This window comes from Capnocytophaga cynodegmi, assembly GCF_002302475.1.
Lineage (GTDB): Bacteria > Bacteroidota > Bacteroidia > Flavobacteriales > Flavobacteriaceae > Capnocytophaga > Capnocytophaga cynodegmi.
Window position 1 is genome coordinate 1,985,565 of record NZ_CP022378.1, and the last position, 22,639, is coordinate 2,008,203.

The 22,639-nt window shown below is 35.4% G+C and carries 18 protein-coding genes and 5 tRNA genes; 14 read left to right on the plus strand and 9 right to left on the minus strand.

Annotated features, from left to right (window positions below):
- The 9 genes from ubiE to CGC48_RS08905 all read right to left on the minus strand — a co-directional run bounded on the left by ubiE (window position 1) and on the right by CGC48_RS08905 (window position 12,716).
- A complete protein-coding gene (gene ubiE, locus CGC48_RS08865) occupies window positions 1-747 on the minus strand; it encodes a bifunctional demethylmenaquinone methyltransferase/2-methoxy-6-polyprenyl-1,4-benzoquinol methylase UbiE (RefSeq protein WP_098029291.1) in 747 nt (248 codons plus the stop codon).
- Between the two features lie 123 nt (window positions 748-870).
- A complete protein-coding gene (locus CGC48_RS08870; RefSeq protein ID WP_157909898.1) occupies window positions 871-1,569 on the minus strand; it encodes a DUF3784 domain-containing protein in 699 nt (232 codons plus the stop codon).
- 16 nt (window positions 1,570-1,585) lie between these two features.
- Window positions 1,586-3,859 (minus strand): GH92 family glycosyl hydrolase, encoded by a 2,274-nt coding sequence (locus tag CGC48_RS08875; RefSeq protein WP_098029293.1) that lies wholly within the window; start codon window positions 3,857-3,859, stop codon window positions 1,586-1,588.
- Between the two features lie 19 nt (window positions 3,860-3,878).
- Window positions 3,879-4,940 (minus strand): 3-phosphoserine/phosphohydroxythreonine transaminase, encoded by a 1,062-nt coding sequence (gene serC / locus CGC48_RS08880; RefSeq protein ID WP_098029294.1) that lies wholly within the window; start codon window positions 4,938-4,940, stop codon window positions 3,879-3,881.
- Between the two features lie 112 nt (window positions 4,941-5,052).
- Window positions 5,053-6,114 (minus strand): acyl-CoA reductase, encoded by a 1,062-nt coding sequence (locus CGC48_RS08885; RefSeq protein ID WP_098029295.1) that lies wholly within the window; start codon window positions 6,112-6,114, stop codon window positions 5,053-5,055.
- 79 nt (window positions 6,115-6,193) lie between these two features.
- Window positions 6,194-7,102 (minus strand): hypothetical protein, encoded by a 909-nt coding sequence (locus CGC48_RS08890; RefSeq protein ID WP_098029296.1) that lies wholly within the window; start codon window positions 7,100-7,102, stop codon window positions 6,194-6,196.
- A gap of 205 nt (window positions 7,103-7,307) precedes the next feature.
- Window positions 7,308-9,650 (minus strand): oligopeptide:H+ symporter, encoded by a 2,343-nt coding sequence (locus CGC48_RS08895; protein WP_098029297.1) that lies wholly within the window; start codon window positions 9,648-9,650, stop codon window positions 7,308-7,310.
- 91 nt (window positions 9,651-9,741) lie between these two features.
- A complete protein-coding gene (locus tag CGC48_RS08900; protein ID WP_098029298.1) occupies window positions 9,742-10,398 on the minus strand; it encodes a hypothetical protein in 657 nt (218 codons plus the stop codon).
- A 536-nt stretch (window positions 10,399-10,934) separates the two neighbouring features.
- A complete protein-coding gene (locus CGC48_RS08905) occupies window positions 10,935-12,716 on the minus strand; it encodes a glycoside hydrolase family 13 protein (protein WP_098029299.1) in 1,782 nt (593 codons plus the stop codon).
- A 421-nt stretch (window positions 12,717-13,137) separates the two neighbouring features.
- On the opposite strand from CGC48_RS08905, the gene CGC48_RS08910 reads away from it, so the two are divergent.
- From CGC48_RS08910 to CGC48_RS08975, 14 genes are all read left to right on the plus strand, one after another.
- Window positions 13,138-13,211 (plus strand) — tRNA-Thr (locus CGC48_RS08910).
- A 30-nt stretch (window positions 13,212-13,241) separates the two neighbouring features.
- Window positions 13,242-13,326 (plus strand) — tRNA-Tyr (locus tag CGC48_RS08915).
- Between the two features lie 8 nt (window positions 13,327-13,334).
- Window positions 13,335-13,407: transfer RNA gene (locus CGC48_RS08920), tRNA-Gly, on the plus strand.
- A gap of 24 nt (window positions 13,408-13,431) precedes the next feature.
- Window positions 13,432-13,503: transfer RNA gene (locus CGC48_RS08925), tRNA-Thr, on the plus strand.
- Between the two features lie 59 nt (window positions 13,504-13,562).
- Window positions 13,563-14,750 carry an elongation factor Tu gene (gene tuf / locus CGC48_RS08930; protein WP_041989985.1) on the plus strand — a complete coding sequence of 396 codons (1,188 nt, stop codon included), beginning with the start codon at window positions 13,563-13,565 and terminating at the stop codon, window positions 14,748-14,750.
- A gap of 74 nt (window positions 14,751-14,824) precedes the next feature.
- Window positions 14,825-14,895, plus strand: a tRNA-Trp gene (locus CGC48_RS08935).
- Between the two features lie 16 nt (window positions 14,896-14,911).
- Window positions 14,912-15,097 (plus strand): preprotein translocase subunit SecE, encoded by a 186-nt coding sequence (gene secE, locus CGC48_RS08940; RefSeq protein ID WP_018280432.1) that lies wholly within the window; start codon window positions 14,912-14,914, stop codon window positions 15,095-15,097.
- A gap of 13 nt (window positions 15,098-15,110) precedes the next feature.
- Window positions 15,111-15,662, plus strand: coding sequence for a transcription termination/antitermination protein NusG (gene nusG / locus CGC48_RS08945; protein WP_098029300.1), 552 nt, complete (start codon window positions 15,111-15,113; stop codon window positions 15,660-15,662).
- Between the two features lie 101 nt (window positions 15,663-15,763).
- The gene (rplK, locus tag CGC48_RS08950; RefSeq protein ID WP_018280434.1) at window positions 15,764-16,201 is read left to right on the plus strand and encodes a 50S ribosomal protein L11; all 438 of its coding nucleotides are present in this window, start codon (window positions 15,764-15,766) and stop codon (window positions 16,199-16,201) included.
- 11 nt (window positions 16,202-16,212) lie between these two features.
- On the plus strand, window positions 16,213-16,902 hold the full coding sequence (gene rplA, locus CGC48_RS08955) for a 50S ribosomal protein L1 (protein WP_018280435.1): 690 nt from the start codon (window positions 16,213-16,215) through the stop codon (window positions 16,900-16,902).
- Between the two features lie 22 nt (window positions 16,903-16,924).
- Window positions 16,925-17,440: a 50S ribosomal protein L10 gene (gene rplJ, locus CGC48_RS08960; RefSeq protein WP_018280436.1), complete on the plus strand. Its 516-nt coding sequence runs from the start codon at window positions 16,925-16,927 to the stop codon at window positions 17,438-17,440.
- A 50-nt stretch (window positions 17,441-17,490) separates the two neighbouring features.
- Window positions 17,491-17,865, plus strand: a complete 375-nt coding sequence (gene rplL, locus CGC48_RS08965) for a 50S ribosomal protein L7/L12 (RefSeq protein WP_018280437.1) — start codon at window positions 17,491-17,493, stop codon at window positions 17,863-17,865.
- Between the two features lie 510 nt (window positions 17,866-18,375).
- Window positions 18,376-22,185, plus strand: coding sequence for a DNA-directed RNA polymerase subunit beta (gene rpoB / locus CGC48_RS08970; protein WP_098029301.1), 3,810 nt, complete (start codon window positions 18,376-18,378; stop codon window positions 22,183-22,185).
- A gap of 87 nt (window positions 22,186-22,272) precedes the next feature.
- Window positions 22,273-22,620 carry an MmcQ/YjbR family DNA-binding protein gene (locus tag CGC48_RS08975; protein WP_098029814.1) on the plus strand — a complete coding sequence of 116 codons (348 nt, stop codon included), beginning with the start codon at window positions 22,273-22,275 and terminating at the stop codon, window positions 22,618-22,620.
- Window positions 22,621-22,639: the final 19 nt, after the last annotated feature.

The following is a 22,639-nucleotide window of genomic DNA, read 5'->3' on the forward strand; positions in this document are numbered from 1 at the left end:
TTAAAGTGTATTAGGTTTATTTCCCACGTAGATAGTAGCTACTCCACCTAGCGTTTTTGGATAGTATTTAGTTTCGCTATATCCAATTTTATCTAAAATGGCTTTAAATTTTTTTCCATAAGGAAATGCCGAAGCCGATTTTGATAAATAAGTGTATGCAGAACGATCTTTAGAAAATATTTTACCAATCAAAGGCATAATAAATTTAGTATAAGCAAAGTATCCCTGACGAAATGGGAACTTTTCAGGTACAGAAGTTTCCAAAACAACCAACCTGCCACCAGGGCGGATAACTCGGTAAATTTCAGAAAGCCCTTTTTCTAAATTTTCAAAATTCCGTACACCAAACGCCACAGTTACCGCATCAAAATAACCATCAGCAAAAGGTAAATTTTCACTATCACCAGACACTAATTCAATACGCTCAGAGAGATTTTTCTTCTGTATTTTATCTCGTCCTACCGAAAGCATTCCTTCAGAAATGTCAAGCCCCACAATTTTCAAGCCATCAATCTCACTAAGAGCAATTGCCAAATCACCCGTACCTGTTGCCACATCAAGAACCTTCTTTGGAGCAATTTCAGATACTTTTTTAACAACAAATTTTCGCCATTTGATGTCCGAACCCAATGAAATTACGCGGTTAAGCCCGTCGTAAGTGCCTGATATGGAATCAAACATTTGTGCGACTTGTTGTTTCTTCCCTTCAGTAGAATTTTTATATGGAGTGATTGTTTTTTCTGACATTTACCTTATTGCAGTTTTTTTGCAAAGATAGAGAAAAAGTTGAAAGTTTAAAGTTGAAGTACAAAAAATACGCTTCGTTCCATTCTTTTTTGCTTTAAGATGGTTGCAGATAAAAATTATAGTTTATTCCATTATATGTTGATATGTTTGCTGAGTTTTTTCAGGATTTTTGTCATTGTAGAATATTTTTTCTCCATTCTTCCTGATAAGCATAATGTAAGGAGAATTCTTTGATTGTAGGTATAAAAAGACTTCTTCCTTGTCTTTTGTTTCGAATTTACCTTTCTTCACTCCACCTAATTCGAAACCTCCTCTCCGAATAGCTATTTTAGGTAACTCTGATACTAATTTTATTTCTTGAATCTCCGAAAAAAATATTTCATTTTCTGAAGTATCTGTAATTCTGATAGCATCTCCTTCTTTTTTGATTTCCATAGAAGACATTCCTGAAAAAATTATCGTTAAACAAAATAAGAAGATAATAATCAGAATAATATAAGCTAGTGTGAGATTTCTTTTTTTGTTATGTAGGAATTTTTCAGAGCTTTTCAGTGTATAACCAATCCCGATGAACATAACTAAAAGTATCCATATACTAACATATTCCTCCCAATCTAAAAAAAACATTATAGGGAATCCCATAATTAATAGGATTCCCATTGTAACAAATGCTTTTTTGATGTGTTTTGCTATTTTTTTGATGTCCAGATTACTTCTCTTTTCTTCTGACATTCTGTTATAACCAGCCAGTATCGTGGGGTTGCTTTGTACAAAGTAACCAATTCCGATGAAAAGTAGCCCGACGAATATACTGATTATCATTGCTATACCAAAAACACTATTTATCAAACTCCAAAGTTCCGTTATTTTTAAAACTATCAAATGGAAGTTTAAAGCCATCTATTTTTTTGTTATTAAGATATACTGAAGTACCTTTTCCATTCTCTGGAGTATCTTTTGAGTTTTTTTGGGTATCTTCGAGATGATTTTTACCTTTGGTGATGACAAATTTTTTGTTATCAGGAAGTTGTAATGTAGCTTTATCAAAAAGAGGGCTTCCTAAAACATAGTAATCATCTACGGGGCTTACAGGATAAAAGCCTAACGCACTAAACACATACCAAGCCGAAGTCTGTCCGTTATCCTCATCACCGCAATAACCATCGGGGGTAGGTGCGTAGAGCTTTGTCATTACTTTGTGGAGTTTTTCTTTTGCTTTTTCAGGTTTGTTTATATAATTGTATAGATAAATCATATGCTGAATAGGCTGATTTCCGTGTGCGTAATTACCCATATCCATAATTTGCATTTCACGAATTTCGTGTATTGTAAATCCGTAATATGAATCATCAAATAAAGGAGGCATCTCAAAAACCTCATCAAGTTTCTGTTCAAATTTGTTAGCTCCTCCCATAAGTTCGATAAGTCCTTCAACATCGTGAAAAACCGACCAAGTGTAATGCAAACTATTTCCTTCGGTAAAAGCATCACCCCATTTTAGCGGATTGAAAGGCGATTGGAACGTACCATCTTCATTGCGTCCTCGCATCCAACCAGTTTCTTTATCGAAAACATTACGATAGTTTTGAGCTTTCTTTTTGTATGCATCAACAATGTATTTACGATTCATTTTTTCTGCCATTTTATAAATTGCATAATCGGCATAGGCATATTCTAACGTACGAGCTACATTTTCATTAATCCCAACATTGTAAGGTACATATCCTAATTTGTTGTAATAATCTACACCCTCTCTGCCTACTGATTTTACAGGTCTGCCCTCATTTTGAGTTGCATTTTTGAGCATCGCTTCGAGCAGAATTTTAGCATCTTCTTCATTAATATTTCCTTTCAGATATGCATCAGCAATGATAGGAGCTGAATTAGAGCCTATCATACAATCACGATGCCCAGGACTTGCCCATTCAGGTAACCAACCTGATTGCTGATATGTATTTACCAATCCTTTCATAAATTTTTGATTCATTTCAGGATACATCAAATTAAAGAAAGGAAATACAGCACGGAATGTATCCCAAAAACCATTGTCAGTGAACATATAACCCTTTTCTACATTTCCGTTATAAGGGCTATAGTGTACAATCTCGCCTTTGGCATCAAATTCATAAAACGTACGAGGGAACAAAAGCACACGATACAAACAGGAATAAAATGTACGGATATTATCAATATTACTATCTTGAATTTCAATGCGTGAAAGTTCTTTTTCCCAGCGATTGAAGGCTTTTTCCTTTGTCTGTTCAAAAGTATCTGAGCCAATTTCATTTTTCAGATTAAGCATTGCTTGTTCACCACTTATAAAAGAGGAAGCAACTTTTACATTCACTTGTTCGCCACGTTTGGTAGCAAAACCAATCACCGCTCCCACGTGTTCTCCCTGATTTTCGGTAGTGTCTGAAAGTTTCCAACCATCACCCCACGTATTGTAAACCTGAAAATCCTTATCAAATTCAAGTACAAAATAGTTGTGGAAATTCTCCGGAACACCTCCGTTATGGTTTCGAGCATATCCGACAATCTTTCGTTCATTAGGCAGAATTTTTACCATCGAACCTTTAAAGTACGCATCGAGCAAAATATATGATTTTTCAGCCTTTGGAAATGTAAAACGGAATTGAGCAGCTCTTTCTGTTGGCGTAATTTCAACCGTAGTATCATAATCTGCCAAGTAAACTTTGTAATAGTGTGGTTTTACCTCTTCGGCTTTATGCGAAAACCACGAAGCACGTTCGTTTTCTTCAATTTTAAGTTCGCCAGTGATGGGCATTATGGCAAAAGCACCATAATCATTAATCCAAGGGCTGGGCTGATGTGTTTGTTTAAATCCGCGAATTTTATTAGCTTGATACTGATATGCCCAACCATCGCCCATTTTGTTAGTCTGTGGTGTCCAGAAGTTCATTCCCCAAGGAGTAGCAATGGCAGGGTAGGTATTTCCGTTGGAAAGTTCAAATTTGGAATCTGTACCCATTAGCGGATTTACAAAATCAGTGTAAATTATTGTATTTATTTGCTGAGTTTCTTCTTTAGAATTACAAGAAGATAAGAAAATACACGATACGACTAATAAAAAATATTTCATAATATTCATTTTAGGTTTGACAATTTTTTCAATATTTTTTTTCCAGTTCCTTTAAAACGTCTACCAACACTTGTACACTTTCAATGGGCATAGCATTGTAAATGGAGGCTCGATATCCGCCAAGATTTCGATGTCCTTTTAGTCCACTAATATCTGCATTTTGCCAGAGAGTATCAAATTTTTGTTGCATTGATTGGTCTTTCAAAAAGAAAGAAACATTCATAAGTGAGCGGTCTTCTTTTGTAGCATATCCTTCCACAAGTGGGTTACGGTCTATTTCATTGTAAAGAAGTTCGGCTTTGTCTTTATTGAGCTTTTCAAGAGCTTTTACACCTCCTTTTTCTTGTATCCATTGTAAAACCAACAGATTTACATAAATAGAAAACGTGGTAGGAGTGTTGAACATACTCTCATTTTTGATTTGGTTTTGATAATCCAAAATGGAAGGAATTTTACGAGAAACTTTACCCAGAATAGCTTTCTTTACAAGTACCATTGTACTACCTGAAGCTCCCAAATTTTTCTGTGAACCTGCATAAATAAGGCTGAACTTTGAGTAATCTATATCTCGTGAAAAAATATCTGAACTCATATCGGCTACCAGCGGAATGTTAGTTTCTGGAATATGATGAAATTGAGTTCCGTAAATAGTGTTATTTGTTGTAACATGTAGATAATCAGCATCAGAAGGGATACTGAAATTTTTGGGGATATACTTATATCCATCTGCTTTCGACGAAGCTATAATTTCTACATTGCCAAAAAGTTGTGCTTCTTTCAAAGCCTTGTTCGACCAAGTTCCTGTATCAATATAGGCTGCTTTTTTTTCTAATAGATTATACGGAACGGACAAAAATTGAGTACTTGCTCCCCCGTGAAGAAACAGAACCTCATACGAATCATCTAAACCTGCTATTTCCAAAGCCAAAGCACGTGCTTTTTCAATAACATTGAGGAACTCTTTGCTTCGGTGTGAAATTTCAAGAATTGATAAACCCGAATCTTCAAAATTAAGAACTGCTTTTGACGCTTTTTCAAAAACCGCTTGTGGCAGGATAGAAGGACCTGCACTAAAATTATGCTTTTTCATCTCCTTATGTAAAAAAACAAACAGAAAATTTGTGTGATATTTCTGTTTGTGTGTGAAATTTTTGCAAAATTCCTAAATTATTTTCTTGCAGAAACTAAAAAGGATTGTTTTTTTACTGCAAATTTGTTAGGAATTTAACAGTATCTACGTTATCAGCGTAATCCCAAAGTTGTGGTTGTTGTGTTTTCCCAAACGGAATTTCGTTGGTAATAAATCCATTAGCAACGATACATTGTATCTTTTCAGTATCATTTAACAGCTGTTCTTTCAGGCTATCCAAATCGCTATAATATTCATAAAAAAGCGTTGCGATAGGGGAGGCGTAGCTAGTGTCTTCTTTCAGAATTAAAAAACCATTCTCACGAAGTTTAAACAAGCTCATCAGATAAACAGCCTTATTGTAATCATAGTTATTAGCGTACTTCTGACCATTAATTATATCCTTAAAAGGATAAATAGCCTTAAAAATATGGTCAAAATTATATCCTTTAGGAACAAAAACTTTCGAAACACTTCGACAACCCAGTCCAAAATAGGTAAAAATATCTTTTCCAAGTTCAAAAAGTTCCTTTTCGGTTTCTTTTCCTGTGAGAATTGCAACGGAATTACGATTTTTACGGATAATGTGTGGTTTCTTCCCGAAATAATATTCAAAATAACGTGCTGTGTTATCACTTCCTGTGGCAATTACAGCATCAAAATATATGATTTTTTCGTCTGTAAATACAAAACAATCTTTCCAAATGGGATTGATTTGCTGTAAATAATTAGCGATGAAAGGCAAAATGATTTTATCATCTGATGATAACTTCACGATGGCTTTATGCCCAGCGATTAACACTGATAAAAAATCGTGAAAGCCCACCAAAGGAATGTTTCCCGCCATAATAATAGCTACTTTTTTGGGAGTTACCTTGCTGAAATCATATTTTTCGAGCCATTTTTTTAAATTTTCTTCCGTCAGAGCTTCTGCCCACGATTTACAAGCGAATTGCAAGTTTTCCAGAGTAAACCAACCATTTTGCTGTTCTGCTAATTTGAGAGTTTCCTTGAATTTTTCAAATTGGAAATCATTTCCAGAAGGCATATTTTTATCTTCCTTGTATGGAAAAGATGCAAACTGAGCCAGAAACTTCCCCAAAGTTACCAAACTATTATATTTTTGGGTATTCATATACTATTATTCTGCTAATTATTCTGCAAAAATACGTATTATTTCTAAAAAAATGAAATACATCTGGATTGCCCTTTTATTAAAAGCGAACTCTATACTCTAGATTAACAATGAAATGTCTCGTTAGTCCATCAGGGCGAGATTTTCTTGCTATAAAAGGCATTCCTGTATTAAGTTGTAAACTATTTTTTGTGTTAATTTGATAATCTAGATAAATATTTCCGTTTACAGTTAGTCCTTTTGAGCCTTCAATGTGTTTTTTGCTCCCTGAAATGTCTGTAAATTGATCATTTGTTAAGTGATAAATAGGTAAAATACTCGGTGTCAGACTGATTTTATCTGTTATAGTAACAGGATAGGAAGCCCGTAGCAGAATATCTCCTCCTCGTTGATAATTTTGAGTAGATTGAAATTTCTTTAGAATCTCATTTGTTTGATTTTCCGCCAAAAACTCATTCTTATTTTGTAAAATAGGTTGTTGCCAAGCAAAAACAAAATGTAATTTATTAATTTGATAACTCAGAGCCATAATTGCATCAAGTGTTCCTAAACTGGATTGATAATCCATAGGTAATGAAAGCCCTTCTTGCTTTTTGTTACCATCGGAAAGAAGAATTTTAGTCCCTAATGTAATGCTCAGTTTTTCATTAACTTTGTAATTGCCAGAAAGTAATATATCAGAAAGCCCCAAAGAATGAATTCTATTTCCGCTTTGAGCAATGGACGTTACTCGTGTATCAAAACTGATTGCATCTGAAATTTGTCGGTTGTATTCTAAATAATTTCCCCAAACATTTACATTATTATCTCCTGTTCCGAAGAAAAATCCTGCTTTTATTTGGTTTTTAACAGGCTCACTACGTTCCCAAAAATTTACAGGTTTTACATTATTAATTGTACAAAAACCTGCATCGCTACAACCTTGACTAAAAATAGTTTCACAAAATAATATTGAAGCTGTTAGAGAATAAAAAATAACTTTACGCATAATTTTAATAACATTTATATATCTGTTTAGTCGTGATTTTTTTCAAATCCTGACAACTTATAGATAAAAAATAAATCATTAAAGAATTATCAAACCTGTAGAATAAATATTTTATAAAGAAGTTGGGATAAATAGAGATGATTTGATTTCTTTTATCATATCTTTTCTCTATTTATCCCAAGTAAATTGCTAATTTAAACTTCCTTTATTTCACTCCGTGCATTAATTTCTTAACTAAAGGACTGATGAAAATAATAATCAATCCGGCGACAATAGGCACAATGGTGAATATCAAGAAAAATGTGGATAAGTTATATTTTTCAGTGATGTTTTCAATCTGCCCACCCAAGATGGCTGCTAATTTATTACCGATAGCGATTGCTAAGTACCACACTCCGAACATAAAGGCTATCATTCGGGCTGGGACGAGCTTCGATACGTAAGATAAGCCCACTGGTGCCATACACAGCTCTCCCATTGTATGGAAAAGATACGCAACTACCAGCCAAAGCATACTTACCTTCACCCCAGAGCCTACGCCATTTGCCCCAAAGGCGAGTAAACCAAAACCAATAGCCATTATGATAAGCCCCATTCCGTATTTCACTGCCGCAGGAGGGTTGTAACGACTATCCCAAATGCGTGAAAATACATTTGCCAAGGCGATGATAAAAAATGAATTGAGTATCGAAAACCAAGAGGTGGTAATCTCTACCCAATTGGCTTTTTCTTCCTTTATGGTGGCTTTTATCAATCCATTGTTGGTGTTGAGCTGTTCCGCACGTTCTCTTGCCCACGCTGCTTTCTTCATATCGGCATATCCGAAGGAGGAAAACTTATTATCTTTAGTCAAAATGAGAATTTCTTCCCCTTTGTTAAAGTGATTGTCGCCTTCACCGATAATTGTCTCTCGATTTACAACCGAAAGTTCGTTGTTTTTACTTGGAACATAAAAGTCGAAAAGCATATTTCCGTCTTTGTCTGTTGCTTGTTTCCCTGTTTTGTTATCCACTCGAGGTAAAGCAATAGTTTGAATAGTGTTTTCAATAATTTCGAAGTTTTCTTTTGGTTTTTTATGCTCGTTGTAAGGCAAATACTTTACGATACTTTTTCCTTCAGCATTGTTTTCTGTTATTTTGAAGACTTTTTCTGTTTTTTGAATGCTGTTTTCTTCTGTAACTGAAATGGAATTATCAATAGTTATAGGGATATACTTTACAGCATAGCTTCCGTCCTCTTTTACTTTGAGGTTTTTGCCATCACTCTCATATACTTCAAATGCTTCATAGCTTACATTGTATGCTACTGTTTTGAAATCACGTTGTAGCATCCATCCGACAATCACCCATACAAGTCCGAAACAAATAAGTAAGACGATATTCGATGCTAATATCTTTGAAAACGTTTTTTTAGCTAGTATGAATAGTACATAAGTGATTAATGCTAATGGAATAATAGTGAGTAAAGCATTTACAATGTTGAAAATGATTGCTTGATTGTCTAAAAGCTCTCTTTGAACGTTGTCTCTTGCAAAAAGAATCAAGGAGGAAGCTCCCTGCTCAAAGGAAAGCCAGAAAAACACGGTGAAGAAGGCAAAAATGATAACGGTTATCATACGCTCACGCACGATTTTCGTGTATCGAGTAAGCCTTGAGATAATAACAAAGAAGAAAGCTATTAGCCCAAAGATGACTGCGATATATTGCCCTTTGATGTTGCTTGTTTCTAAGAAGGAGAATAAGTCAATTCCCCCGATGCGTGATAATGGGTCGTTGATGGCATATCCCAGACCAATGATAGCTGCTATTCCTATCAATATTTTATCTAATAATGTAAATGGATTAGGCTTATCTTCATCGGATATGGGTTTATTTTGATTTGTTTTGGTAATTTCTTGCTTGTTTTTGGAAGGTACGTCACCTATAGAGCCAAAAAGAGGACGCGCTAACCAAAATTGAAGTGTACCGATAAGCATAAATATTCCCGCTAATCCAAATCCCCAACTCCAGCCTACTTTTTCAGCCATATATCCACAAAGCATCATTCCGAAGAAAGCTCCGGCATTTACTCCCATATAAAAGATGGTGTATGCTCCATCTTTTTTCTCCGGAAGGTCTTTATACATATGGGAAATGATAGAAGTCATATTGGGTTTGAAAAAACCTGTCCCGATTACTAACAGTCCAAGCCCTACGTAAAGCCAAAATTCGGTTTCGAGAGCCATTGCTGCGTGTCCGAGTGTCATAATGATAGCTCCGATAACTATTGCCCATCGGTAGCCTATAAATCTATCAGCGATGGTTCCTCCTACAATGGGTGTGAGGTATAAAAGCATCACGTATGTTCCAAATAATGCCCCTGCGTTCTCTGTTGTCCACTCCCAACCAGGGTTATACCCTATGAGAGCCATTGTTAGGAAGTTGACTAAAAGCACTCGCATTCCGTAGAAAGAAAAACGCTCCCACATTTCTGTAAAAAATAAAACGAATAATCCTGCTGGGTGCCCGAGTACTTGTGTATCGAAAAAGTTGGTTTTCTGTTGTGACATTTTCTTTGTTAATCTATTATTAGTATTCATTGAAAAAACTTTGCCAAAGTAGTAAACTCTGACAAAGTTATGATAAAATAAGTTGTTTTTATTAACTTCGCATTGATATTCCTATTCCTTCAAGTAGCTGAGGTTTGTCTTCTAAGGCGATTTTGGCAACGGCGTAAAACTCACGTATCCATTTGTCTATCTCAGCAAAAGCCCTGTTCTTATCTTGTGTAGCCTGTTGGCTTTCTCCAGATAATTTCTCATACTTAGCTCTTAAAGAGATAATATTTTCAATAGCTGATAGCTGTTCTTGTGCGATAGTTTCCGTTATTTTAAATTTTTCAAGTAACGGACGTGCTTCTTGATGCGTAATAGCTTGATTATAGAATATCTTAGCTCCCTTTATAAAAAGAAGATAAGCTCTTGGGGTTTCTCCTTTGATAGAAAAGGTTTCCCATACTTCCATTTTGTGCATTAGTGCTACTTTTGCTGCCTTTCGGTGCTTTCCATAGGTTTTAACTAATTGTTCATAGGCTTGTTCAAAGATAGCATAGGCTTCCTTTGCTTCTGATGTTTCTTGTACGTTTTTATCATAAAGGTCTTGAGCTTTTGTATAAAGCTGTTTTCCTTCATTCATACGATTAGCATCATAGCCGTACTCTTCCAATTCAGATTTTAATTCTGATATTTCGTCATAATTTGCGAATACTAATCTATATTTTTCAAGATATAGTAATTCTGAAGTTCGTTTTGATTTCATATTTTAATTATTTTGTGTTATTACTGCTTACAATTTAGATTATTTGTGTTGTTTTTGTTTAAATACTGATTTCTCTTCTAAAGCCCTTTGTTTATTTTTGATTATTTTTCAATTATTTGTATTGCTCTTAATTGATTCTGTATTTTTATGTATTACTTATCAATTATTTTTAGTTGATTTTGTGTAGCCCCTAATTGAAAATGTATTATTTGTATAAGTTTTTGTGTTTTTAAATATTATTTTTTGATTTTTACTTATTGAATTTTTAATATTTTATGAGTTACATTTATTTTTACTAATATTTTATGGATAAAATACCTATGATTGTTATTTAAAAATGTATGTATGTGTCTAAAAATGTTTTTATTATGTATTAATAAAGGCAAAAGTAAAAATTATTTTTAAGTATTAAAATAATGTTGTATAATTATTTCATATAAAATGAATTGTTGTTGCTTAAAAATAGAATAAGGCAATATATATTCAATTTTAAAATTGATATATTGCCTTATTTTTATGAATTTATGGACTTGATTTTATTTCAATTCAATAATCATAGAAGTTTTTCCTTCTATCTCTAAAGGTTTCTGAAGTTGAAGTTCTTTTCCTGATATAATATCTTTTCCGTTGGTGTATCCTTTTAAGCTCTCAGCAAATCGCGATAGGTCGATATTTTGTTTTTCTTTATTGTTATTGAGGATTATCATAACTGCCTCTTGTTGATTATATCTGAAATATACATACACTTCGTTATTAGGTAGATATTGTTTGGTTTTTCCGTAGTGTATTACAGGCTTTTCTTTCCTCCAATTGAATACTTTGGCTGTAAAATTGAAATATTCCTTTTGTAATTCAGTTCTTTCTTCGGGATTGAAAGCATTTTGCTTGTCATCTTTCCAACCTCCTGGGAAATCTTGCCTGATATAAGCATCACCTTTACTCTTATCACCTCGCATTCCTATTTCGCTTCCATAATATAGCTGGGGAATACCTCGTGCAGTAGCTAAAAGTGTCATTATTAACTTATAATCTTCTGTATTTTGGTAGATTTCATTAATACGAGAAGTATCGTGGTTTTCTGCAAAGATTAAAATGTTATTAATATCTTTGTAAAGGAAGTCATTTACGAAATTATCATACATCTGAATCATTCCCTTATCCCACGAAGAGGTTGCTTTGAGAGCCTCTCCGATAGCATCGTGTAGCGTGAAGTCCATAACAGAAGGGAGATGTGTGTTATAGCTTTGAATGGCGCTAATTGGGCTGTCCTTTTGCCAATATGATATTTGAGCTTGGTCGTGTAACCACACCTCTCCAACAATATTGAAGTTCGGGTACTCATTCATAATAGCCTTTGTCCATTTTGCAATTCCCTCTTTGTCATTGTATGAGTACGTGTCTACTCTGAGTCCGTCAAGGTTAGCATATTCTATCCACCAAATAGCATTTTGTGTCAGATATTTCAGAACTAATGGATTACTTTGGTTTAAATCAGGCATAGATTGCACAAACCAACCGTCTACACAATATTTTTTATCTATCTCTGAAGTGTTATTATCCATTTGTGTGCTCATTCGATAGTTACTTTGTGCATATCCAGGGAACTGATGAATCCAATCATATGTAGGGAGGTCATTTATCATCCAATGTTTCCAGCCCCAATGGTTTGTTACATAATCTTTGATAAGTTTCATTCCTCTTTTATGCATCTCTTCAGCAAGTTGCTTGTACTCTTGGTTAGTTCCATATCGAGGGTCAATTTTGTAGACATCACTTTGCCCATAAGTGTGGTAGGAATAGGTTTCATCATTGTCTTCGCACATTGGTGTACTCCAGATGGCAGTAGCCCCCAAGGATTTTATGTAATTTAATTGCTTGATGATGCCCTGAATGTCGCCTCCGTGTCGTCCTCCAGGTAGGTTTCTGTTTGCTTTCTCGTTGAGTTCCTTATGCGAATCATTGTTGGGATTTCCATTAGCAAATCTGTCAGGCATTAACAAGTAAATTACATCTGAACTATCAAATCCCTTACGCAATGCAGACTTGTCTCTGCGTTTTTTTAACTCGTAATTGATTGTTTTTAGCTTTCTCTTTTGATTAATTAAGGTTATTTTGTAATTTCCTTCAGATTTGTTTTTGGTGTTTACCGTAAGAAATAAGTAATTTGGGTTTTCTGTTTTTGTTATGTTTGTAATAGGAAGGTCGCTTTCTACTGAAAAATTAGCAATTTTGTTGCCGTAAAGCATTATTTGTAATTCAGTATTTTTCATATCTGCCCACCAAAAAGGAGGCTCAATCTTTTGGATTTGCGCATTCATTTTTGTCAATAAAGTCAAATAGAACGCGAAAAATACAAACTTAAAATTTAAAAAGTATCTGATCTTTAACATAATGTGAAAAATTATAAAAAATTGACGGCTAAGTTACAAAAAAGTTTAGAACCTGAAAAATTAAATGTTTTCTAACTTATTTTGGAATAATCTGAATTGTTCAAATTTGTGTACTTAAAGAAAATTTAGAAGATAAAGTTATTTTTATGAAGTGACTAAGGTTGAGTCTGATTTTTGAATAAAATTTTTCACTTCTATTTTTATTTTAATTTGTTGATATATATGTAGTTGTGTATTGTTATTTTAAAATTATATAAAAAAGATTGTTTTTTTTTTTGCTATGTGAAAATATATCTATACATTTGCACTCCGTTAGAAATAGGGTTGTTATCAATCTTTTTTAATACTTGCCGATATAGCTCAGTTGGCCAGAGCACGTGATTTGTAATCTCGGGGTCGTGGGTTCGAATCCCTCTATCGGCTCAAAAGTTCATAAAATACTGTTTAAATTATGGGAAGATACTCAAGCGGCCAACGAGGGCAGACTGTAAATCTGCTGACTATGTCTTCGCAGGTTCGAATCCTGCTCTTCCCACCAAAAAAAATGCGGGAGTAGCTCAGTTGGTAGAGCGTCAGCCTTCCAAGCTGAATGTCGCGAGTTCGAACCTCGTCTCCCGCTCAATGAAGGCTTTGTGAAGTAAAAGCCGGTGTAGCTCAGGGGTAGAGCGCTTCCTTGGTAAGGAAGAGGTCACGAGTTCAAATCTCGTCATTGGCTCTTGGTTTGCACACATTAGACACTAATTTATATAACTAAGATTTAAAAATTTATTTAAAATGGCAAAAGAAACATTTGATCGTTCCAAACCTCACTTGAATATTGGTACTATTGGACACGTAGATCACGGTAAAACAACTTTGACTGCTGCTATTACTAAAGTATTGGCTGATGCTGGTCTTTCTGAGCAAAGAAGTTTTGATTCGATTGATAATGCTCCTGAGGAGAAAGAAAGAGGTATTACTATTAATACATCTCACGTAGAGTATCAAACAGCAACTCGTCACTATGCGCACGTTGATTGTCCTGGTCACGCCGATTACGTAAAGAATATGATTACTGGTGCTGCTCAAATGGATGGAGCTATCCTTGTAGTGGCTGCTACAGATGGTCCGATGCCGCAAACTCGTGAGCATATTCTTTTGGGACGTCAGGTAGGTATTCCTCGCATTGTTGTGTTTATGAACAAAGTGGATATGGTTGACGATCCAGAGTTGTTAGAGCTTGTTGAGCTTGAAATGAGAGATCTTTTGAGTTCTTACGATTACGATGGTGATAATGGACCTATCGTTCAAGGATCTGCTCTAGGTGCATTGAATGGTGAGCCTAAATGGGTTGATACGGTGATGAAATTAATGGACGCTGTTGATAGTTGGATTGAGTTGCCAACACGTGACATTGATAAACCATTCTTGATGCCAATTGAAGATGTATTTACAATTACAGGTCGTGGAACAGTAGCTACAGGACGTATTGAGACAGGGGTTGCTAAAACTGGTGAGCCTGTTGAGATTATTGGTATGGGAGCTGAGAAATTGACTTCTACAATTACAGGGGTTGAGATGTTCCGTAAAATTCTTGATAGAGGTGAAGCTGGTGATAACGTAGGTTTATTGCTTCGTGGTATTGATAAGAAAGATATCAAGCGTGGTATGGTTATCTGTAAACCAGGTTCTGTTAAGCCTCACGCTAAATTTAAAGCAGAAGTTTATATCTTGAGTAAAGAAGAGGGTGGACGTCACACTCCATTTAAAGATAAATACCGTCCTCAGTTCTACGTTCGTACAACTGACGTAACTGGTACGATTTCTTTGCCAGAAGGAGTTGAGATGGTTATGCCTGGTGATAACTTAACAATTACTGTTGAGTTGTTGCAGCCAATCGCACTTAACGTAGGTCTTCGTTTCGCTATTCGTGAAGGAGGTAGAACAGTAGGTGCTGGTCAGGTAACAGAAATTCTTGACTAATTGATTGATGTAAAATAATATATCAGAAATAATAAAAGAAGTTTTGAGATCTTCTCAAAACTTCTTTATGAAAGACGGGTGTAGTTCAAGGGTAGAATAGCGGTCTCCAAAACCGTTGATGGGGGTTCGAATCCCTCCACCCGTGCAAAAAAAATAATGTGATGATAAACTATATTAAGGAATCTTACGAAGAATTGAAAAATCATGTTACTTGGCCAACGTTAGCAGATGCACAACGAGAAATGGTTATAGTAGTTGTGTTTTCGGTTCTGTTTTCGCTTCTCATTTGGGGAATGGATTCTTTTTTTGAGTGGTTGATGGCTTTGTATTTTAACTTTATGAAGTAAAAAAATAACAGTGATGTCGGTAGTATTAGAGAAGAAATGGTATGTAGTTAAGGCTGTTACAGGACAAGAAAATAAAGTTAAGAACTACATAGAAAGTGAAACCTCTCGGTTAGGTTATGCTGATTATGTAGAAGAAGTTTTGGTACCTACAGAGAAGATTGTTCAAATTCGTAATGGGAAGAAAATAAATAAGGAAAGAGTACATATGCCTGGCTATGTGATGGTGAAGGCAAGTCTCGTAGGTGAAGTTATACACATTATTAAATCAATACCTGGCGTTGTTGGATTTCTGAGCGAAACAAAGGGAGGAGATCCTCTTCCATTACGTAAGTCAGATGTGAATCGGATGTTAGGGCAGGTAGATGAGCTCTCTGAAAATATAGAGGTAATGGCTATACCCTTCGTTGTTGGAGAAACAGTTAGGGTTGTTGATGGGCCTTTTAATGGATTTAATGGCTCAGTAGAGAAAGTAAATGAGGAGAAGCGTAAACTTGAGGTGATGGTTAAAATTTTTGGAAGAAAGACACCATTGGAGTTGAGTTATATGCAAGTTGAGAAAGTTTAAAAATATTGAAGGAACTAAAAAGTTAGAAGTCCTTAAAGAAATAGTAAAGCAGGACTTTTAGCTTTTGTTTTTTAGTGTAAAATAATTATTAATAATAAACAATGGCAAAAGAAATTAGTAAAGTAGTTAAGCTACAAGCTCGGGGAGGTCAAGCGAATCCATCGCCACCAATTGGACCCGCTTTAGGTGCTGCCGGTGTTAACATTATGGAGTTCTGTAAGCAATTTAATGCTCGTACACAGGACAAACAGGGTAAGGTTGTCCCTGTAGTTATCACGGTCTATAAGGACAAGTCGTTTGATTTTGTTGTTAAAACCGCACCTACTGCAGTTCAGCTATTGGAAGCCGCTAAGGCTAAAGGTGGATCTGGTCAGCCAAATCGTAAAAAGGTAGCAAGTATCACTTGGGAACAGGTGAAAGCTATTGCAGAGGATAAAATGCCTGATTTGAATGCATTTACAATTGAGTCTGCAATGAGTATGGTTGCTGGTACAGCACGTTCAATGGGAATAACAATAACTGGAGATAAACCTTTTTAATTTGAGAAATTATGGCAAAATTGACAAAAAAACACAAAGAGGCTTTATCTAAGGTTGATTACAATAAATTGTATTCGTTGAATGAAGCTTCTGAATTATTGAAACAAATAACTTACACAAAATTTGATGCATCTGTGGATATTGCTGTACGTTTGGGAGTTGACCCTCGTAAAGCAAACCAAATGGTGAGAGGTGTTGTAACGCTTCCTCACGGAACAGGTAAAGATGTAAAAGTACTTGCTTTAGTAACTCCTGATAAGGAAGCTGAGGCAAAAGCTGCAGGTGCTGATTACGTAGGGTTAGATGAATATTTGCAGAAGATTAAAGATGGTTGGACAGATGTAGATGTTATTGTTACAATGCCGAGTGTTATGGGAAAATTGGGACCATTAGGACGTGTGTTAGGTCCACGTGGTTTGATGCCAAATCCTAAGACAGGTACAGTAACGATGGAAATAGGTAAAGCTGTTCAAGAGGTAAAGTCAGGTAAAATTGATTTCCGTGTTGATAAAACAGGAATCGTTCATGCCGCAATAGGAAAAATCTCTTTTACAGCTGATAAAATTGTTGAAAATGCAAGTGAATTGATTCAAACACTAATAAAATTGAAACCTACAGCTGCTAAGGGAACGTATGTGAAATCTATCTATATTTCAACTACTATGAGTCCTAGTGTGCCTGTTGATACTAAGTCAGTTTAATTTGTAGTTAAAAAAAGAAATTATGACAAGAGAAGAAAAATCATTAGTGATAGAGAATTTAACTGCACAGTTAACTGAAAATAATATTATTTACGTAACTGACCTAACAGGTTTAAATGCAGAAGAAACAACAAACTTGCGTAGAGCTTGTTTCAAAGCTAATATTAAATTGGCTGTTGTAAAGAATTCATTGTTAGCAAAAGCGATGGAGGCTTCTGATAAAGAATTTGGTGATTTACCATCAGTTCTTAAAGGCAATAGTACTTTGATGTTTTCTGAAGTAGGAAATGCTCCAGCAAAACTTATTAAAGAATTCAGAAAAAAATCAGATAAGTTGGTTTTGAAAGGTGCTTTCATTGAAGAAGCAATTTTTATTGGAGCAAATCAGTTAGAAGCCTTATCTTCTATAAAATCAAAAGAAGAAGTTATTGGAGATATCATTGGATTGTTACAATCTCCTGCTAAGAATGTTATTTCCGCTCTTAAATCAGGTGGAGGTAAGTTGGCAGGAATTATCAAAACTTTATCAGAAAAGTAGTAGAAAACGCACAAATTATAATTTAATAAATTAAAAAAAACGATAGAAAAATGGCAGATTTAAAAAATTTCGCAGAACAATTGGTTAACTTAACAGTTAAAGAAGTAAACGAACTTGCTCAAATTTTGAAAGATGAGTATGGAATTGAACCAGCAGCAGCGGCAGTAGCAGTAGCAGCAGGTCCAGCAGCAGGAGGAGAGGCTGCAGCTGAGAAAACTGAGTTCGATGTATTCTTGAAATCAGCAGGTGCTAATAAATTAGCTGTTGTTAAGTTAGTTAAAGAATTAACTGGTCTTGGGCTTAAAGAAGCTAAAGAAGTAGTTGATGGAGCTCCTTCAAAAATTAAAGAAGCAGTATCTAAAGATGAGGCAGAAGGTCTTAAAAAATCTTTAGAAGAAGCTGGAGCTGAAGTAGAATTGAAATAATTTTACATTGCTTAAAATATAAGGTTTAGGTCTTTTCTTGCATAGGAATAGGCCTAAACCATTTTGCATATTATATCTAAAACCTTATTGTTCAGATGTTTACTAAATATTAGTTTGTGTTTATTTCATTGATTTTCATAGCTTTATGTCTGTGTTTCAAAGTAATATTCTGAACTTAAGTTTGTGGACTTTGATAAATTTGAGAAAAATATACAATAAACTAGTTTTTTGACTCGGGTATGCAGAAAATTATTTATTGCTAACGTAAAATATAGCTTCTTAAAGTTTTTAATTTGAAAATTTGAGATGTTTTCGTTGCATTTTTGGAAGTCATATCTCACAATTAGAAGTGATGTTGTCAAGATTAATCTTGAATTTTTTAGAAAGCTAAAGATGTGATGTATTGTAATTTAAAACGTACTATTTTGTAAGTGCTTTGCGTTTTAAAAAAATAAAGCACAAAGATACATTCTTTTTAAGGAATGATTTAAAATTTAAAAACAGAAGTAAATGTCAACAAATCAAACTGCAAGAATCAATTTTGCTTCGGTAAAACACACACCAGATTATCCTGATTTTTTGGATATTCAGATTAAATCGTTTCAGGATTTTTTTCAGCTGGAAACCAAATCAGAAGAAAGAGGCAATGAAGGTTTATATAACACATTCAAGGAAAACTTCCCTATAACTGATACACGTAATCAGTTCGTACTTGAGTTTTTAGACTATTTCATTGACCCGCCACGCTATACTATTCAGGAATGTATTGAGAGAGGGCTCACATATAGCGTACCCTTAAAGGCAAGGTTGAAATTATACTGCACTGATCCTGAACACGAAGATTTTGAAACTATCGTACAAGATGTGTATCTGGGAACGATGCCTTATATGACGGCTAGTGGTACTTTTGTTATAAATGGTGCTGAGCGTGTAATCGTTTCGCAATTGCACCGTTCGCCGGGAGTTTTCTTTGGACAATCTTTTCACGCAAATGGAACGAAATTGTATTCGGCAAGGATTATCCCTTTCAAAGGCTCGTGGATTGAGTTCGCAACAGACATCAACAATGTGATGTATGCGTATATTGACAGAAAGAAAAAATTGCCTGTAACTACACTTTTTCGTGCTATTGGTTTTGAGCGTGATAAAGATATTTTAGAAATATTTGACTTAGCAGAAGAAATCAAGGTTTCTAAAACAGGATTAAAGAAATATATTGGTCGTCGCTTAGCTGCTCGTGTGTTAAATACTTGGCACGAGGACTTCGTTGATGAAGATACAGGAGAGGTAGTTTCTATTGAACGTAATGAAATCATTCTTGATAGAGACACAGTCCTTGACAAAGATAATATTGAAGAAATTCTAGAGGCTGATGTGAAAACTATCCTTTTACATAAGGAGGATAGCCAAGCAACGGACTATACAATTATTCACAACACACTACAAAAAGACCCTACAAACTCTGAAAAGGAAGCGGTAGAGCATATTTATCGTCAGTTACGTAATGCAGAGCCACCTGATGAGGAAACAGCTCGTGGTATTATTGATAAATTGTTCTTTTCAGACCAAAGATACAACTTGGGTGATGTAGGGCGATACAGAATCAATAAAAAATTAGGAATTGATATTCCTGAGGATAAACAAGTTCTAACAAAGGAAGATATCATAACAATTGTTAAGTACTTAATTGAGCTTATCAATTCAAAAGCGGAAGTTGATGATATTGACCACCTTTCAAATCGTCGTGTGCGTACGGTAGGTGAGCAACTTTCGGCTCAGTTTGGCGTTGGGCTTTCTCGTATGGCTCGTACGATTCGTGAACGTATGAATGTACGTGACAATGAGGTGTTTACCCCTATTGACTTGATTAATGCCAAAACACTTTCTTCTGTAATCAATTCATTCTTCGGAACAAACCAGCTTTCTCAGTTTATGGATCAAACCAATCCGCTTGCTGAGATTACACACAAACGAAGATTGTCTGCCTTAGGACCTGGAGGACTTTCACGCGAACGTGCAGGTTTTGAGGTTCGTGACGTTCACTATACACACTATGGTCGTCTATGTCCGATTGAAACTCCAGAAGGACCGAATATCGGTTTGATTTCATCTTTAGCTGTGTTTTCCAAAGTAAATGCGATGGGATTCATCGAAACGCCTTACCACAAAGTAACTAAAGGCAAGGTTGATTTGAAAGATATGACTTACTTGAGTGCAGAAGAGGAGGAAGGTTTGAAAATTGGTATGGCGAATATCAGTTTAGATGCAGAAGGAAACATAACTGAAGAGCGAGTAGTTGTTAAAGAAGATGGAGATTTCCCTGTAATTGAGCCTAATCAAGTTGAGTTCATTGACGTAGCTCCAAATCAAATTGCTTCAATTTCAGCTTCATTGATTCCTTTCTTGGAGCACGATGATGCGAACCGTGCTTTGATGGGGTCGAATATGATGCGTCAGGCAGTACCTTTGTTGAAACCAGAATCTCCAATTGTAGGTACAGGTTTGGAACGCAGAGTTGCTTCTGATTCACGTGTTTTGATGAATGCGGAAGGAGATGGAACAGTTGAATATGTTGATGCAGAGAAGATTATAATTACATATGACCGTACTGAAAATCAAAAGCTTGTAAGTTTTGATGAAGATGAAACGGTTTATAATTTGATAAAATTCCAAAAAACCAATCAAGGGACTTGTATTAACTTAAAACCAATTGTACGTAAAGGGGATAGAGTTACGAAAGGACAAGTTCTTTGTGAAGGATATGCTACTCAGCAGGGAGAGTTAGCTTTAGGGCGCAATATGAAAGTAGCATTTATGCCTTGGAAAGGGTATAACTTCGAAGATGCAATAGTAATTTCAGAACGTGTAGTTCGTGAGGATATTTTCACGTCGATTCATATTGATGAGTATTCGTTGGAAGTTCGTGATACCAAGTTAGGAGCGGAAGAACTTACTAATGACATACCTAACGTGTCTGAAGAAGCTACGAAAGATTTGGATGAGAATGGTATGATTCGTATTGGGGCAGAAATTGGACCAGGGGATATCCTCATTGGTAAAATTACGCCTAAAGGAGAGTCTGACCCAACGCCAGAAGAGAAACTACTCCGTGCTATTTTTGGAGATAAAGCTGGAGATGTAAAAGATGCTTCTCTGAAAGCTTCTCCTTCACTTTATGGTGTGGTTATTGATAAAAAATTATTCTCACGAGTAGTTAAAGATAAAAGAAAAAGAGGTAAAGATAAAGAGGATATAGCGGTTGTTGAAGCTAATTTCAATTCTAATTTTCAATCTCTTAAAGATAAGCTAGTTAAGAAGTTATTCTCCTTAGTTGATGGAAAGACTTCACAAGGAGTTTTAAATGACTTAGGTGAAGAAATCATTGCCAAAGGAAGAAAATTCACTACCAAAATGCTTGATTCAATTGAGGACTATGCACATTTGGTATCAGATGGTTGGACAGATGAGAAGGAAACCAACTCTTTGATTGATGATTTGTTGCACAATTACAGAATTAAGTTAAATGACTTGCAAGGAGCTTTACGTCGTGAGAAATTTACAATTTCAGTAGGTGATGAACTTCCTGCGGGAATTCTGAAACTTGCAAAAGTATATATTGCTAAAAAACGTAAGTTAAAAGTAGGTGATAAGATGGCCGGTCGTCACGGGAATAAAGGTATTGTTGCCCGAATTGTACGCGATGAAGATATGCCTTTCTTGGAAGATGGAACACCTGTGGATATTGTGTTGAACCCTCTTGGGGTGCCTTCACGTATGAACATCGGTCAGATTTACGAAACAGTGCTTGGTTGGGCAGGTCAGAAATTAGGTCAAAAATATGCTACTCCAATTTTTGATGGAGCTTCTTTAGAGCAAATTAATGAACTTACTGACAGAGCGGGTATTCCTCGTTTTGGACACACTTACTTGTACGATGGTGGAACAGGTGAGCGTTTTGACCAACCAGCAACTGTTGGGGTTATCTATATGATTAAACTCGGACATATGATTGATGACAAGATGCACGCGCGTTCTATCGGACCTTATTCACTTATTACACAGCAGCCACTTGGAGGTAAAGCTCAGTTCGGAGGCCAACGTTTCGGAGAGATGGAGGTTTGGGCTTTGGAGGCTTATGGGGCTTCAAGTACGCTTCGCGAAATCTTAACGGTAAAATCTGACGATGTTATCGGAAGAGCTAAAACTTATGAGGCTATTGTGAAAGGAGAAGCAATGCCAGAACCAGGTTTGCCAGAGTCATTCAACGTATTGATGCACGAGCTTAAAGGTCTTGGGTTAGATATTCGCTTGGAAGAATAAAAAAATTTAAATTTTTGAAACTTTGCCAGAATGTTTGTTTTGGCAGAGTTTTGAGTGTTTCTTGGATTATTAAAATTTGATTTTTTGATGAATATTGAAGAACTACGTGAATTTTGTTTGTCACTTAGAGCTTCAGAAGAAAGCTTCCCGTTTGACGATGAAATATTGGTTTTTTCGGTCAAAGGAAAAATGTTCTGTTTGGTAAACATTGTAAAATATGAGTTTATAAACCTCAAATGTGACCCAGAGGAAGCCATTGAACTTCGTGAACAATATCCTGAAGTTACAGCGGGTTGGCATATGAATAAAAAGCACTGGAATAGCGTTTATATTAACGGAAAGATTTCCAATAATTTGCTCAAAAAGTGGATTGTTAATTCATATAATCTTGTAGTGAAGGGACTTCCGAAGAAAATCCAAGAAGAATTACTTTAAAAATTTGAAATTCTTTCAA